Annotated in this window: 16 protein-coding genes; all 16 read left to right on the top strand. The window is 51.9% G+C overall.

The window, feature by feature from the left end:
* The first annotated feature begins 101 nt into the window (after positions 1-101).
* The 16 genes from MKY74_RS00715 to MKY74_RS00640 all read left to right on the top strand — a co-directional run bounded on the left by MKY74_RS00715 (position 102) and on the right by MKY74_RS00640 (position 14,397).
* Positions 102-290: a hypothetical protein gene (locus MKY74_RS00715; RefSeq protein WP_036651115.1), complete on the top strand. Its 189-nt coding sequence runs from the start codon at positions 102-104 to the stop codon at positions 288-290.
* Positions 291-512: 222 nt separating this feature from the next.
* A complete protein-coding gene (gene map / locus MKY74_RS00710; RefSeq protein ID WP_076172974.1) occupies positions 513-1,265 on the top strand; it encodes a type I methionyl aminopeptidase in 753 nt (250 codons plus the stop codon).
* A 414-nt stretch (positions 1,266-1,679) separates the two neighbouring features.
* Positions 1,680-2,723, top strand: coding sequence for a cytochrome c oxidase subunit II (gene coxB / locus MKY74_RS00705; protein WP_076172876.1), 1,044 nt, complete (start codon positions 1,680-1,682; stop codon positions 2,721-2,723).
* A 73-nt stretch (positions 2,724-2,796) separates the two neighbouring features.
* Entirely contained in the window at positions 2,797-4,647 is a 1,851-nt protein-coding gene (gene ctaD, locus MKY74_RS00700; protein ID WP_076172975.1) for a cytochrome c oxidase subunit I, read from the top strand.
* Entirely contained in the window at positions 4,644-5,270 is a 627-nt protein-coding gene (locus tag MKY74_RS00695) for a cytochrome (ubi)quinol oxidase subunit III (RefSeq protein ID WP_076172877.1), read from the top strand. Before ctaD ends, MKY74_RS00695 begins: the two co-directional genes overlap by 4 nt.
* A gap of 4 nt (positions 5,271-5,274) precedes the next feature.
* Positions 5,275-5,595: a cytochrome C oxidase subunit IV family protein gene (locus MKY74_RS00690; RefSeq protein WP_076172878.1), complete on the top strand. Its 321-nt coding sequence runs from the start codon at positions 5,275-5,277 to the stop codon at positions 5,593-5,595.
* A 98-nt stretch (positions 5,596-5,693) separates the two neighbouring features.
* Complete coding sequence (gene ctaG, locus MKY74_RS00685; protein WP_076172879.1) at positions 5,694-6,608, top strand: cytochrome c oxidase assembly factor CtaG; 915 nt, start codon at positions 5,694-5,696, stop codon at positions 6,606-6,608.
* 28 nt (positions 6,609-6,636) lie between these two features.
* Positions 6,637-7,101, top strand: a complete 465-nt coding sequence (locus MKY74_RS00680; protein WP_076172880.1) for a DUF420 domain-containing protein — start codon at positions 6,637-6,639, stop codon at positions 7,099-7,101.
* A gap of 403 nt (positions 7,102-7,504) precedes the next feature.
* On the top strand, positions 7,505-8,449 hold the full coding sequence (locus MKY74_RS00675) for a DUF4850 domain-containing protein (RefSeq protein ID WP_167372892.1): 945 nt from the start codon (positions 7,505-7,507) through the stop codon (positions 8,447-8,449).
* A gap of 206 nt (positions 8,450-8,655) precedes the next feature.
* Positions 8,656-9,372 carry a hypothetical protein gene (locus MKY74_RS00670; RefSeq protein WP_144025460.1) on the top strand — a complete coding sequence of 239 codons (717 nt, stop codon included), beginning with the start codon at positions 8,656-8,658 and terminating at the stop codon, positions 9,370-9,372.
* Positions 9,373-9,424: 52 nt separating this feature from the next.
* Positions 9,425-9,835, top strand: a complete 411-nt coding sequence (locus tag MKY74_RS00665; RefSeq protein ID WP_076172883.1) for a GntR family transcriptional regulator — start codon at positions 9,425-9,427, stop codon at positions 9,833-9,835.
* A complete protein-coding gene (locus tag MKY74_RS00660) occupies positions 9,836-10,774 on the top strand; it encodes an ABC transporter ATP-binding protein (protein WP_076172884.1) in 939 nt (312 codons plus the stop codon).
* Positions 10,752-11,654 (top strand): ABC transporter ATP-binding protein, encoded by a 903-nt coding sequence (locus MKY74_RS00655; RefSeq protein ID WP_076172885.1) that lies wholly within the window; start codon positions 10,752-10,754, stop codon positions 11,652-11,654. Before MKY74_RS00660 ends, MKY74_RS00655 begins: the two co-directional genes overlap by 23 nt.
* Positions 11,647-12,936, top strand: a complete 1,290-nt coding sequence (locus MKY74_RS00650) for an ABC transporter permease (protein WP_076172886.1) — start codon at positions 11,647-11,649, stop codon at positions 12,934-12,936. Before MKY74_RS00655 ends, MKY74_RS00650 begins: the two co-directional genes overlap by 8 nt.
* A 34-nt stretch (positions 12,937-12,970) precedes the next feature.
* Positions 12,971-13,153 (top strand): hypothetical protein, encoded by a 183-nt coding sequence (locus tag MKY74_RS00645; protein ID WP_076172887.1) that lies wholly within the window; start codon positions 12,971-12,973, stop codon positions 13,151-13,153.
* A gap of 38 nt (positions 13,154-13,191) precedes the next feature.
* A complete protein-coding gene (locus MKY74_RS00640; protein ID WP_076172888.1) occupies positions 13,192-14,397 on the top strand; it encodes a TraB/GumN family protein in 1,206 nt (401 codons plus the stop codon).
* The last annotated feature ends 4 nt before the right edge of the window (positions 14,398-14,401 follow it).

The raw sequence follows: 14,401 nt of genomic DNA, 5'->3' as shown, positions 1-14,401 counted from the left end.
AACCTATAACTGCAAATGACGACTTCACAGATGTCAGGTAAGGTCTTTTCGGCATTCTCAAACTGGAGCAATCCATTCAAGTGTTTTGGGAGGGAACTATCATGGCAACGAAAGGTCACAATGAAGTTAAAGAAAGTCTGCGCGAGATGACACGAATTTTCCGGCCCAAGGATCCGAAGAAGTTTGTTAAGGAGTACGTCCGGAAATATCATATTATGGGGGGATACGAAGAGGAATTAACCTCGGTTGTGGAACATGAGTTAGGGCGGATGAATTCGTCTGTTTCCTGACAAAGCTGGCCGTAACGAGCGTATCGCTTATTGAATTGCAGTTGAAGATTTGGACACGATTACGATGAAGCTGAAGAACAGCCTGATAACATGACCGTATTCCGCGGAACCTGCGCGGGATACGGTTTTTTGTATTTCCTGTACCTGCCTGCATGGCTCCGGGCATATACTAAACCACGGTCTGATTCATCATTCTTTAGCATCGGAAAGGACGTGCGGCGCTTGGAGATTACGCTGAAGAGCAGGGAAGAGATCGGATATATGCAGGAAGCAGGACGCATCCTTTCGTCCTGTCATCGGGGAGTTGCGGACAAAATCACGCCCGGCATAACGACAATGCAGATCAACGACTGGGTTGAGGAATATTTGGCCAGGCAGGGAGCCGTTCCTGAACAGAAGGGGTTTAAAGGATATCCTTACGCCACATGTGCTTCGGTGAACGATACCGTATGCCACGGCTTTCCCGACGAGGATCCCTTGGCGGAAGGGGACGTGGTCACCATCGACATCGTCGTCAACAAAGACGGCTGGCTGGCCGACTCCGGATGGAGTTATCCCGTCGGCAGGGTCGGCAAACCGCTAGAGCGTTTGTTGAAGCGCACCGAAAAGGCGCTGTACAAAGGCATCGCGCAGGCCGTCGCGGGCAACACGATCGGAGATATCGGCTATGCGTTGGAGAAGGTGGCCAGGCGGAGCCGATACGGCATCGTCAAGCCATTGGTAGGCCACGGCATCGGCCGGTTGCTGCATGAGCCGCCGGACGTGCCGGCGTTTGGGAATCGTCACGAGGGGCTGAAGCTTGTTGAAGGACTGGTCATCACCATCGAGCCGATTTTTACCCTCGGGCCTTCGGGGGCGGTGCTCTGGAATGATGACGGCTGGAGCGTGCAAACGGCGGACGGAAGCAGGGGTGTGCAGTTTGAGCATACGGTTGCCGTCACCCGGGAAGGCCCGTTGATATTAACGCAGCAGTGACCCGGAAGGATTCGCCACAATTTGTCATATTTCGATCGACAAAAAGAACCTGTCCGCAGGTTCTTTTTTGTTTGAATTTGACGATTCAAAAATTCCAGAACAGGTAAAAATGAATGTAATCGTTGAAACTTGGGTATACGAAGGAGGATGGACCGGGTTGCACGTAAAGGGGCTGGCAAGCGGGATGTAAACCCGCTGAAAACGATTGCAAAAGCTTTTGTGGCGCGACTTTCGGCACTTTTCGAACAATTTGTGAACTAGGTTGGAAACATTGACAAAATAGTACTGGAAACTTATATTTAATAGGTGATTGTTTTAATTGACAGTAGCAAATCATTCGTGATAGTGCAGGTGGATGGCCGTTGAATGTGCTTTCAGCGGAGCCTGCGAAAATGGAAAAAGTGGGGTAGATCAATGATGAAACGGTGGCAGGCTGTAAAGCGACTTCTTCCCTTGCTCGCAGTATTTTCTCTGCTTTTAGCCGGGTGCGGCCGCGAGGACTTGTCGGTTCTGAGACCACAGGGACCGGTGGCTCAAGAACAGCTGGGATTGATGAAGCTCGCAATCTCAATCATGATTGTGGTACTCGTAATCGTTTTCGCGATTGCGGCATACGTGCTTGTGAAGTTCCGCAGAAGAAAAGGGCAGAACGGTGTGCCTGAACAAGTTGAAGGCAACTTCAAGCTGGAAATCATCTGGACAGTGATTCCGCTCGTTCTGGTTATTATTTTGGCTGTTCCTACCGTACAGCAGATCTTTGCTTTCGGTGACGATCATTACAATGATAAGGACGCCGTACAGGTTAAGGTTACGTCGCACCAATACTGGTGGGAGTTCGAGTATCCGCAGTACGGTGTGAAAACGGCCCAAACCCTGGTCATTCCGACTGGGAAGAAGATTGCGTTTGAGCTGAAAACGGCGGATGTACTCCACTCGTTCTGGGTTCCTTCGCTCTCGGGTAAGATGGATACCAACCCGGATGGTACCATTAACAGATTCAGCTTCAGCGCCGATAAAGAAGGCGTTTACCGTGGTAAATGTGCGGAGCTCTGCGGACCTTCCCACGGTTTCATGGAATTCAAGGTTAAAGCGGTTAACGGAGATTCCTTCAATAACTGGGTGACTGCCATGAAGGCACCGGCTGTGCTTCCTGAAGATCCGGCTTTGGCAGAAACCTTCAAGAAACAATGCTTGTCCTGCCATGCTGTTGGCGACCAAGGTGGACCTGTAGGCCCTAACCTTACCGGCATCGGTTCCCGTGAATCGGTTGCAGGTATCTTGCTGAACGAAGGCCAAGATGGCGGGAAACCAGTCAAGGAGAACCTGAAAGAATGGCTCATGGATCCACAAGCCGTTAAGCCAGGCAACAAAATGCCTAATCCGAAGGATCTCGGTCTGACTGACGAACAAATCGATGGTATTGCCGATTACTTGGCCAACTATAAATTGAATTACTAGTAACAGCAAGATTGAATAAGAGGGGGTACCAACCTTGGCTCATGCTCACAGTGTCAAGCGTCATACGGGCTTGATGGACTGGCTCACCACCGTGGACCACAAGAAGATAGCCATCCTGTATTTGCTTGCAGGCGGCTTGTTCTTCGGATTCGGCGGCGTGGAAGCCTTGCTGATCCGTCTGCAATTGATTAAGCCTATGAATGATTTAGTATCAGCGCAAACCTTTAACGAATTGATCACGATGCACGGAACGACCATGATCTTCCTTGGTGTCATGCCAGTGATCTTTGCATTGATGAATGCGGTAATTCCGCTGCAAATCGGCGCCCGTGACGTCGCTTTCCCATTCGTCAACGCACTTGGCTTCTGGACGTTCCTGTTCGGCGGAATCCTGCTGAACCTGAGCTGGATTATGGGCGGCGCGCCTGACGCCGGCTGGACGGCCTATACGCCGTTGTCGACTTCAACGTACAGTACAACGCACGGTGTCGACTTCTATACGGTCGGTCTCCAGATCGCCGGTCTCGGTACACTGATCGGCGGCATCAACTTCCTGGCGACGATCATTACGATGCGCGCACCGGGAATGTCTTTTATGCGGATGCCGATGTTCACCTGGACATCTTTCATTACTTCCGCGATGATCCTGTTTGCTTTCCCTGCCATTACGGTAGGTCTGGTGCTGCTCTCATTTGACCGTATTTTGGGAGCGAATTTCTTTGAAGTATCCAATGGCGGTAACCCCGTTCTTTGGCAGCATATTTTCTGGATCTTTGGTCACCCTGAAGTATATATTCTCATTTTGCCTGCTTTCGGGGTTATTTCTGAAGTTATTCCGACTTTTGCACGCAAACGTCTTTTCGGTTACAGCTCGATGGTGTTCGCGACCATCCTGATCGCCTTCCTGGGCTTCATGGTTTGGGCTCACCACATGTTCACAACCGGTCTCGGACCGATTGCGAACGCGCTGTTCTCGATTGCGACAATGCTGATTGCCGTTCCTACGGGGATCAAGATTTTCAACTGGCTCTTTACGATGTGGGGCGGACAGATCCGCTTTACGAGCGCAAACCTGTTTGCGATTGGTTTCGTTCCTACATTCGTCATGGGTGGTGTTACCGGGGTCATGCTGGCATCCGCTCCTGCGGACTACCAGTTCCATGATACTTACTTCGTCGTTGCCCACTTCCACTACGTCATCGTAGGTGGTCTGGTATTCGGTCTCTTTGCGGGTCTGCACTACTGGTGGCCTAAAATGTTCGGCCGCGTACTCAACGAAACGATTGGTAAATGGACGTTCTGGTTCTTTGCAATCGGCTTCCATTTGACATTCTTCGTACAGCATTTCCTCGGACTCATGGGGATGCAGCGCCGTATCTTTACGTATCTGCCTAACCAGGACTTCGATACACTGAACTTGGTAAGTACAGTCGGGGCGTTCCTGATGGCTGTCGGCGTTCTGCTGTTCTTGTTCAACTGCTTTATAACAGCCGCCAAGCCAAAAGGCGTGGCCAACGATCCTTGGGAAGACGGACGTACGCTCGAATGGGCGATTCCATCGCCGCCACCTGAGTACAACTTTAAACAAATTCCGCTGGTACGCGGACTTGACGCTTACTGGAAAGAAAAAATGGCAGGCAACAAAGAGATGACTCCTGCAGAACCGCTGGGATCCATCCATATGCCTTCGCCAACGATTTTGCCTTTTGTAATGTCCGTCGGTATTTTCATCGCCGGTCTCGGACTGATGTTCAGCAGTGAGAAATTCAACAATTCCTTTATGAGCATGATCTTCAACAACTGGATCGTCGTCATCATCGGACTTGTCATTACGTTCGGATCGATGCTGCTTCGTTCGCTGTTTGACGATCATGGCTGGCATATCGAACCGGAAGAACTGGAAGAAGAGGGGGTTAAAGCATGACATCGGCACACGCAGAATCGGTAAACGGCTCATTGCCGCATGAACCGGAGAAAGCAACCCTGGAAGGCCGCAACAAAGTGCTTGGCTTCTGGCTCTTCCTTGGCGGAGAGTCCGTGCTCTTCGGTACCCTGTTCGCCACGTTCCTGGCGCTTCGCAACCAGACCAATGACGGCCCGACAGCCCATGAGCTCTTCTCGCTGCCAACGACGGCTGCAGCCACGTTGATCCTGCTTGTCAGCAGTTTGACGAGTGTATTCGCCGTACAGGCGTTGCACCGTCACAAAGTAGCTGCACTCAGATTGTGGTTGATCATTACGGTTATTCTGGGCCTTGGCTTCCTTGGCCTCGAGATTTACGAGTTCCACGAGTATGTCACCGCCGAGAAATTCGGCATGACGACAAGTGCCTTCAGTTCGGCGTTCTACACGCTGGTCGGTTTCCACGGAGCTCACGTTGCATTCGGTGTATGCTGGATCGGTATTCTGATCGGCCAGCTGTACAAAAAGGGGTTAACGGTCGTAACGGCTCCGAAGGTTTACGTGTCGGCCATGTACTGGCACTTTATCGACGTCGTATGGGTCTTCATCTTCTCGGTCGTTTACCTGCTTGGAAAGGTGGGCTAAGATTATGACTACGGTTGAACAGCATCAAGATGATACGGTAAAACACGGTCATCGTCATGAAGGACCGCAAAAGCATGTCATCGTATTTATTTTCTCCATTATCCTGACCGCCATCGCTTTTGCTTCGGTTATGGCTGGCGGGGTGAACGTCGCCTTCACGGTTATACTTCTCGTCGTGATGGCGGTGCTGCAGGCACTGGTTCAGTTGGGATACTGGATGCACTTGAAGGATAAAGGACATTTGATGCCGATTATCTTCATGTGCGGTGGCGCCTTTGTCGCATTTACTGCGATCGTCACAGCATTGTATTGGGTTTGGTGGTAAAATAAAAAGAGGCGGGCCGGATGCCCCCTCTTTTTTTAAATGGCATCAAGGTGTCACAATATCGACAGAAATTCCGCCCGGCGGGAGGAGGTTTTCATATGCTGGGGTTAGAATATTTTAGCTTTGCCGCCTTGTTCAGTCCGTTGTTTCTGGCGTTTATGCTGCTGGTAACGGCCGCGTATTTTGTTGTTATCGGCCCGCTCAGTGAGAAGTTCGCGGATGCCGAGCCCGTATCGATCGGCAAAAAGATCATGTTCGTCAGCGGTATGTTCTTCCTGTATCTCGCTCAGGGCGGACCGGTGAGTCTGCTGGGCCACATTATGTTTACGTTCCACATGACATCGATGGCGTTGTCTTACCTGGTGGCTACGCCGCTTATTATGCTGGGGATTCCAACCTGGCTGTGGCGTGCTTTTGACCGGATCAACCCGTTCAAAAAGCTAGGTTTTCTGACCAAGCCGGTGGTCGCAGCTGTCGTATTTAACGGATTGTTTTCGTTCTACCATATCCCTGCGATCCACGACTATGTCATGCTGCATTTTGCGGTGCACCGGCTGTACTATATTGTTTTGTTCATCGCTGCCGCGCTTATGTGGTGGACGCTCATTAATCCGCTGCCGGAGAAACACCAGGCATCGGGCCTTGCGAAGATCGGGTTTATTTTTCTGAACATGGTGCTGCTGACGCCTGCTTGCGGCCTGATCATTTTCTCAACGCAACCGATGTATGCGACCTACAGCGATCCTAATACGTGGGCCAAAGCGATGGGATACTGCGTATCGGGCGATACGTCGGCTCTGCTGCAGACTTTCGGCGGACCAAGCTTTTTCTATGGGCTGAGCACCAAGGTCGACCAACAACTGGGCGGCATCGTCATGAAGTTCATTCAGGAATTTATATTCGCTTCGATGCTTGCGAGGGTATTCTTCCGCTGGTACAAGAGCGAAAATAAAGAGGATGACGACGATATCATTCCAACCGATCTTTCTGACGGTTCTTTGAACCGGGCATGAGTTGGTCTAAGCGTTAAGGAGGATTTTCATGGATTTGTATACGCTGTTCCCTACGATCAGCACTTCATTCATCGTCATCAGTGCGATTCTGGTGGCCATCGGATGGGCCTTGATCGTTCAAGGCAAACGGGACGCCCATAAAAAAGTGATGATCTGGGGCGCTATTGCAGCGCTGCTGTTTTTCATTATTTACGTGTCCAGAACGGCCTTTGTCGGCAACACCTCATGGGGCGGCTCGGACGAAATGAAGATCTACTATCAGATCTTCCTGATCTTCCATATCGTTCTGGCGACGGTTGCCGCGGTATTCGGGATTACAACGCTGGTTCTGGCATTTCGGGAAAAGTTTGCGAAGCACCGGAAATGGGGCCGGGTTACGGCAAGTATTTGGTTTGTCACAGCCATCACCGGTGTTGTGGTTTACGTGCTGCTGTACATTCTGTATCCTGGCGGCCATACGAAGCCGGTATGGGATGTTATTTTGGGAGCATAACCCGAGTGGATCGGGTAATAAGAAAGTCCGGCGGATTAATCCGCTGGGCTTTTTTTATGAAAAGCCGCTGATTCTGCTGGAAAGCCAAGGTTTTTCGTGTTTGTTTAATAGGGTGAAATAACGCCAAGTTTTCTTTGCCGGATGCCAGTTCCGAAGTGCTGTATTGCATTGTTTAGGATACTGGCGTCAGGTACTGTTAAAATGGTTAAAAAGTTTTAGAAAGACGAGATATATAGATTGAACCAGAGTTATGCATTGAACTTCTTGTTATAACGGTCCCATACGGCCCTATAACAATTATTTCTTTAGTTTCATTCAATCTAGCGGAAACTTTTGTGCTTCTTCAAACGTTATTCATATATAAGGTTCAATGAACGAAGCTAAGAAAAGGTATGGGGATGACATGAGGCGAAGAAGGAATTTTATACATAGTAAAAAAATGGTGTGGGTCTTCATCATGCTGCTCTTTTGCGGCTTCATTGTCATGTTTACCACTTCGCTCATCCCGAAATACATACCGGCTGTGACCGACGGTGACCATACAGCCCAGGCCGGCGGAACAGACAGGGATCCGGCAGGGGGTCAAGGGACCGGCAGTCCCGGCGGAGGAACCACCGGCCAGCAGCAGGAAGCTGGCTTCAAACCAAGCCGCGTTCAATGCGGCGTGATGAAGCTGAGACATGGCGCTCGAAAGCCGCAGGATGATCAAATCCCGCTGTACTGCATCGAAGGGAAATATCATGTTGGAGACACACCTATGATGCAGCCGGCAAGCCCGCTGCAGGTGAAGATCGACACCGTCATCCCGGAGAAGATTCTGTCGGATCTGGGAGCGTTCTGGTTAAGCGATTCTTCCGGAACCTGGGGGCATCTGCTCCTCGCCCCGAAACACTGGGAAGTCGTCCGGGCCGATACCGGAGCCAACGGATCGGTGGGCCTTGAGCTTGCTGATCCGCAGCACCCGGACCGCAGGGCCGTGTACTTGGACGGCGGCCCCTGTCAGGGCTGCAACATTGCGTTAATCGGTTCCTATTTCACGGCATTAAAGAATTGGGCCGAAGAAAAGGGCTTTCCCGGGAAGACGATGAAGTTCCTGCATCATGCTTACGTTCGGAACCATGTCGTTACATATGTTTTACCACCGGGCAGCACGGCTTATAAGACGGTCGGCGCTGCGTTTGAGCGCCATGAACCCCAGGATGCGATGTTTACCCGTTACGAAATCAGCGTTCCGCCGGAGGATTTGGATATGGCGAACGTCATGCTGGATTTCTTTGCACGCTTTCCGAGTTCCGTTGCCGCCGATCTTTCGGTTCAGCCATACTTGGGAATTCCAAGCGTTTCCTAACTCAATATGCACGGCTTCAAGCGGCACCCGACAATGGGTGCTGTTTTTTTGTTAATATTTTCATTTCGCCGTTGCATCTCCGGTAAGCACACTGTATACTGTGTATAAACATATACACAATATACACACTGAGTGGTGAATAAGCACAGTGAACCTGTGCCGTAATACACCCTTATGGATTACGGAAAAAGCGAGGGCGATTGTTGTTGAACACCATAAAAGACGCTTGGATGATGGTACGAAAGGATCTGCGCAGCGAGAAAAGGTACCTCCTGTGGTCCATCATATTTGCTGCCTACATGGGAGGAACTACAGGGGTCATGATGCTGGGGCGCGAAGAGGCACGATCCCTTGGTCCGGTAGCTGATTTCATCCTGCTGATGTTAGTTCCGATGCTGGGGTTTTACTTTTCCCGAAGATCCTTCAAGTATTTAACGGAAGATTCCTATACGCGAATGCTGGCATTCTTCCGGGTGCTACCGATCTCTAACGGCGTGGTCCTGGTATACCGGGTGATGCAATCGGTGTTAGCCTTTGCCGCGAACGGCATCATTTTCTTCGTGATTATGTATATCGTGCAGGGGACCTTGCTGGATCATATGCGGTTTGACCATTACCTGGCCTTTGCGCTGACATGGATCGGTTACGGGCTTATGATGACTGGACCCTATATCTATTTTGAGTTTTCCAATCATGGCAAAGCTTATCTGCTGTCGACCCTCATTTTCCTCGTTGGCTCCGTAGTGGCAGCGGCAGCCGTTTATGCGGCGGGAGGGAACCTGCTGGTGTACACGGTGGAGGTATCCAAACAATGGAGCCTGCTATCGCCGGCGATGTGGGGGATGCTGCTGGCCGGAGTCATCAGCCTCGTGCTGTGCTCAATCGGAACGCTCCGCAAGCTGGAATCTAGAGATCTGGTGTAAGCTTTGAAACCAATAAGAGGATTGACGAGTATAGCAAGGTGAGGTGCGAAAGGTGTGGATACCTATACAAGTGAATGAGAACAGCGCTGAACCGCTCTATCATCAAATCGAATCCCAATTAAGATCGCTGATCATCAGCGGACAGATCGAGGAGGGAACCCTTTTGCCGTCAATTAGAGAGTTTGCCAACGGGCTGAACTGCAGCGTAATTACGGTTCGAAGAGTGTATCAGGATCTGGAGAGCGAAGGACTTCTGCGCACGAAGCAGGGAACCGGCACATTTGTCGCCAAGGTTGGTACTTCACAGCGTGAAGTATTCCGGCGGGAGGCGGTAGAAGAGGCACTCAGCCATGCGGTGGATGTCGGGATGTCCGTCAAATGCGAGGAAGATGAGCTGAGGGAGCTGTTTTTATCGATACTGAAAAGAAAGTACCATCCGGAGAAGGGAGAAGGTGAGTTATAAATGGAACAGCCCATCATACGAATGGAAGGCGTGACCAAGCAGAGACGGCATAAAACGATCGGACCGATCGACCTGACCCTGCCGAAAGGCTATGTGTACGGGCTGATTGGCGAGAACGGCTCCGGCAAGAGCACACTGATCCACATGCTGCTGCAGACCGTGTTTCCGGATTCGGGGCGCATTTCCTGGTTCGGCCACGCTTACAGTAAAGGCATTCCTATGGAAATGCGCAGACAGATCGGGTATGTGGCGGAAAAATCCAATCTGGAGGAGGATAACCTGACCGCCGAGGAAGCCGCTGCCTTTCGGGCGTACTGGTATCCGGAATGGGATCAGCCTTATTTTGAAAAGCTGTGCGATCTGTTCCAGGTACCGAAAGCGACGAGGCTGCGCAAAATGTCCAAGGGGGAGCGCCGCAAATACGAAATCGCCGCCGCTCTTGCGCCGCATCCGAAACTGCTGCTGCTGGATGAACCCTCTTCGGGTCTGGACCCTTTTGCTTGGAAAATGATGATTGAGGTGCTAAGGGAATGCCTGCAGACCGAAGATACGACGATTGTACTGTCCACGCACATTATTGATGAGGTGAAAAGGCTGGCGGACTACGTCATGCTGATTCACCACGGCAAGTGGATGGGGATGGCGGAGAAGGACAGTCTGCTGGATAACTGGAAGGAAGTGTGGGCAGGATGCCCCGAGGCCGATTTGGAAGAACTGCCGAACATGGTGCAGACGCAGCAGGAATCCCATGGCGTTACGCGTGTGGTGACGACGTCCTGCCGTGAGCTGGAACAGATCCTGTACGATTCAGGTATCAACGTGCTGAAGACACGGGCTTTGGAGCTGGACGAGATTTTAACGTTGTGGGTGCAAGGATATAAGCCTGCCGGCGTGCAGGAGGGGGAGGAGCAGACACATGGAACCATTAAAACTAGTTAACGTGGTCAAACAATACGGAGACAAAACCGCAGTCAACCAAATCTCGCTGGAGGTCGGCAGAGGAGAAATTTACGGGCTGCTTGGGGCGAACGGTGCCGGCAAAACGACGACGATGCGTATGGTGCTTGGCCTGATTTATCCGGACGGGGGAGAGATTCTGTATAACGGCAAGCCCTATCATGCGGGGCTTCAGCAAATCATGGGATACCTGCCAGAAGAAAGGGGACTGTATCCGAAAATCAAGGTCAGCGAGCAGATCGTCTATCTGGCCCGTCTTCGGGGCATGTCGCAGCAAGACGCGGATAAGAGCCTGCGCTACTGGCTGGAACGCTTTGACGTTCCGGAGTATCACGATAAGCGGATCGAGGAGCTGTCCAAGGGCAATCAGCAGAAAATGGGCTTTATCGCCGCCATCGTGCACAAGCCGCAAATCGTCATTTTGGATGAGGCGTTCAGCGGACTGGACCCGGTCAACGTTGAACTGCTGAAGGCAACTGTCAAGGAACTGCGGGACGAGGGAACCAGCATTCTATTCTCCACGCACCGGATGGAGCACGTCGAAGAGCTGTGCCAGCGCATTACGATTTTGCACAAATCCAATACGGTCGTTCAGGGAAATATCCGGGATATCAAGAGCCGTTATCCGCGTGAGGAGGTGCTGCTTCATACGACAGGCGATGTCGGCGGCCTGGATGCGATCCCGGGAGTGACGGCAGTGGAACGCATTGATCGGGGATACCACATCCGGATCGCTGCGCCGGAAACGGCACAGGCCATTCTGCAGAAAGCGATGCAGGAAACCACGGTGGAGCGCTTTGAAATCAAGGAGCCGACGCTGAACCAAATCTTTATTCAAGAGGTGGGTGATTCGCATGAATAAGCTCGGGACGATTATCGGCTTTACGTTTAAAAATAAAGCCAGAACGAAATCTTTTCTGATTACTACTCTGATTCTTGCACTGCTCATTACGATCGGCATGAACGTGCCTTATATCATTAAGCTGATCAAGGGTGACGACGCATCCAAGGCCGAGCAGATCGGAATTCTCTACGGCTCGCAGCCGGTCATTGCCGCGGAACTGGAGAAGTATGCCGCGCAGTCCGGCAATAAGGACTATACGTTCGTCAAATACGAAGGGACCGCTCCGGATCAGGCGAAAAAGGACCTGGAGGACGGGAAGATCGAGGGGTACCTCTCTTTTGACGGCGGGGAAGGGGCATTTCCTGCTGTCACCTTCACCGGCGGTGAAGACGGCATGGGGCAGGGAATCAACAGCTTTCTGATGCCCGCGCTGCAGACGGTCAAGACGACCGTAATCGCCAAGGATGCGCTGTCCGCGGAGCAGATCGCCGCTCTGAACGAACCGGTGAAGCTCGATACGGTGCGGATTAACGCGGAGGGTAAGACGGAGGCGGGGGGAGACACCCACCGCGAAGACATGCAGAAAGCCATGAACTATGTGGTCGTTTATGTGCTGCTGATTCTGTTCTTTACCTCCAATATGATGACAGGCAATATGATCGCAGCCGAAGTAACGTCGGAGAAAAGCTCGCGGATCATGGAAATCCTCATCACCAGCGTTTCGCCGCTGGCCCAGATGTTCGGGAAAGTGATCGGTATTTTCCTGGTCGGGATCGTACAAATTGCAGTGTTTGGCGTCGTGGTCGGGGCGAACCTGATGCTGCCGCATAACCAGGACATTCTGCAAGGATACAGCCTAAGCATCTCGGATATTAACCTGCCGGTGCTGCTCTACGGACTGGTGTTCTATATCTTGGGTTACTTCCTGTATGCGGTGCTGTACGCCGCCATCGGATCGATTGTCAGCCGTACCGAGGATCTCGGCCAAGCCGTAATGCCGATTACGATGCTGGGTCTGGCCTCGTTCTACATCGGACTGTTCAGCATCACTGCATCGGGCAGCATGCTGATCAAGGTGACGAGCTTCATTCCGTTCACCGCTCCTACCGCGATGCTCGTGCGGATCGGGATGGGGACAGTGCCGACCTGGCAGATCCTCATATCGCTCGTTTTGCTGCTGGTGTCCATTCTGTTTTTTGGATGGCTGTCCGCGAAAATCTACCGCACCGGCGTCCTGATGTACGGCAAGCGCCCATCCATCAAAGAGCTGCGCAAGGCCATGAAAGCTTACAAGATTTAGGCACGGATTCTAACTTGATAAGGAGAGAATCGGCATGAGTAAAAAGGCTTTTCCATACGTCATCTCGGCAGGCATGCTGCTGATCGTCGGTCCGCTGACCCTGAAGCATACGGGTGTGGCATTAAACGACTTTGCGGACGGCCTGCTGACTGGGGCGGGAATGGGCTGTACGCTGCTGGCGCTGATCAAGATGCCGCGGAAGACGGCAGAGCAGTAACAGCCCAGTCTATAAACTACAATAAGGGGAATTTCTAGATGAAAAGTTGGAAACGAACGCTCTTATCTCTTATGATTTCTGCAGGAATGCTCGCTACGGCGGCTCCGGCCATGGCTGCTCCGCTTGCGCCGGAACTCAAGGTCAATAACAAGACCATCGATTTTGCCACGAGTGCGCCTATTGTCGATCAGGGCACTACGCTGGTTCCGCTGCGTACGACGCTCGAAGCGCTAAACGTAAAGCTGACCGATGTAGAGAACGGAACCATTCATGCCGCTCAGGGTGATCAGAAGATCACGCTGAGCAGCAAGACGAAACAGGTTAACGGCGTGACTTACGTGCCGGTCCGGACCATTGGTGAAGCCGCCGGTTACACGGTCTACTGGGATCCGTCAACCCGCACGGTATTCCTGCTCTCGAAAGCAACGAAGGAAGCCGGCCGCGGCTTCATGTGGGAAGTGCAAAATAACGGGAACACGGTGTACCTGGTAGGGTCCATGCATATTGCGGACGACAGCTTCTACCCGCTTCGCCCGGAATTCGAGCAGGCCTTTGCCGAAGCCGATTATTTGGGCGTTGAGATTGACCTCAGCAAGGCAGCCGACGAAGAGCAGCAGAACATGATCATGAAGCTGGGCATGTACCAGGACGGCACGACGCTGAAGGACCATGTGTCCAAGGATACCTATGCAAAAGTGGGGGACATTCTGGAGCAAAACGGAATGAAACGGGATGCACTGGATGCCTTCAAACCATGGGTCGTGGAGACGACCATCAGCAGCCTGAAATCGGTCATGGCCGGATACGAGGCAACGGAAGGCATTGACCTGTACTTCATTCAAAAGGCGCTGGAGCGCAAAATTCCGATCGTGGAACTGGAATCCTACGAGTCCCAGCTGAGCATGTTCGATCAGTTCTCCAAAGAACTGCAGGAGAAGAACCTCAATGCAGCACTGGACAATTTCGACGTCCTGGACGACGGCGTTGACCAAATGGCGGACATGTGGAAAAAAGGGGACGAAAAGGCGCTGCTGGAGCTGACGAACAGCATGGCGGGAGACGCGGAGTATAACAAAGCGATGCTGATCGACCGCAACATCGGCATGGCCGATAAAATCGACGGATACCTGAAAAGCGACAAGAAAGCGGAGTACTTCATCGTCGTCGGCGCAGCCCACTATCTGGGTGAACATGGCGTGATTAAACTGCTGGAGGATAAAGGTTATACGGTTGTACGTAAATAATCAT

Origin of the sequence: Paenibacillus sp. FSL R5-0378 (genome assembly GCF_038009285.1) — a bacterium.
GTDB lineage: Bacteria > Bacillota > Bacilli > Paenibacillales > Paenibacillaceae > Paenibacillus_AQ > Paenibacillus_AQ favisporus.
This window is presented reverse-complemented; position numbering and strand designations above follow the sequence as displayed.

Excerpts from the sequence above, each read along its gene's own strand:
- ctaD (WP_076172975.1), top strand. The coding sequence starts at position 2,797 with ATGGACTGGCTCACCACCGTGGACCACAAGAAGATAGCCATCCTGTAT.
- ctaG (WP_076172879.1), top strand. The coding sequence starts at position 5,694 with ATGCTGGGGTTAGAATATTTTAGCTTTGCCGCCTTGTTCAGTCCGTTG.
- MKY74_RS00660 (WP_076172884.1), top strand. The coding sequence starts at position 9,836 with ATGGAACAGCCCATCATACGAATGGAAGGCGTGACCAAGCAGAGACGG.
- coxB (WP_076172876.1), top strand. The coding sequence starts at position 1,680 with ATGATGAAACGGTGGCAGGCTGTAAAGCGACTTCTTCCCTTGCTCGCA.
- MKY74_RS00690 (WP_076172878.1), top strand. The coding sequence starts at position 5,275 with ATGACTACGGTTGAACAGCATCAAGATGATACGGTAAAACACGGTCAT.
- MKY74_RS00650 (WP_076172886.1), top strand. The coding sequence starts at position 11,647 with ATGAATAAGCTCGGGACGATTATCGGCTTTACGTTTAAAAATAAAGCC.
- MKY74_RS00680 (WP_076172880.1), top strand. The coding sequence starts at position 6,637 with ATGGATTTGTATACGCTGTTCCCTACGATCAGCACTTCATTCATCGTC.
- MKY74_RS00645 (WP_076172887.1), top strand. The coding sequence starts at position 12,971 with ATGAGTAAAAAGGCTTTTCCATACGTCATCTCGGCAGGCATGCTGCTG.
- MKY74_RS00675 (WP_167372892.1), top strand. The coding sequence starts at position 7,505 with ATGAGGCGAAGAAGGAATTTTATACATAGTAAAAAAATGGTGTGGGTC.
- MKY74_RS00695 (WP_076172877.1), top strand. The coding sequence starts at position 4,644 with ATGACATCGGCACACGCAGAATCGGTAAACGGCTCATTGCCGCATGAA.
- MKY74_RS00655 (WP_076172885.1), top strand. The coding sequence starts at position 10,752 with ATGGAACCATTAAAACTAGTTAACGTGGTCAAACAATACGGAGACAAA.
- MKY74_RS00640 (WP_076172888.1), top strand. The coding sequence starts at position 13,192 with ATGAAAAGTTGGAAACGAACGCTCTTATCTCTTATGATTTCTGCAGGA.
- MKY74_RS00715 (WP_036651115.1), top strand. The coding sequence starts at position 102 with ATGGCAACGAAAGGTCACAATGAAGTTAAAGAAAGTCTGCGCGAGATG.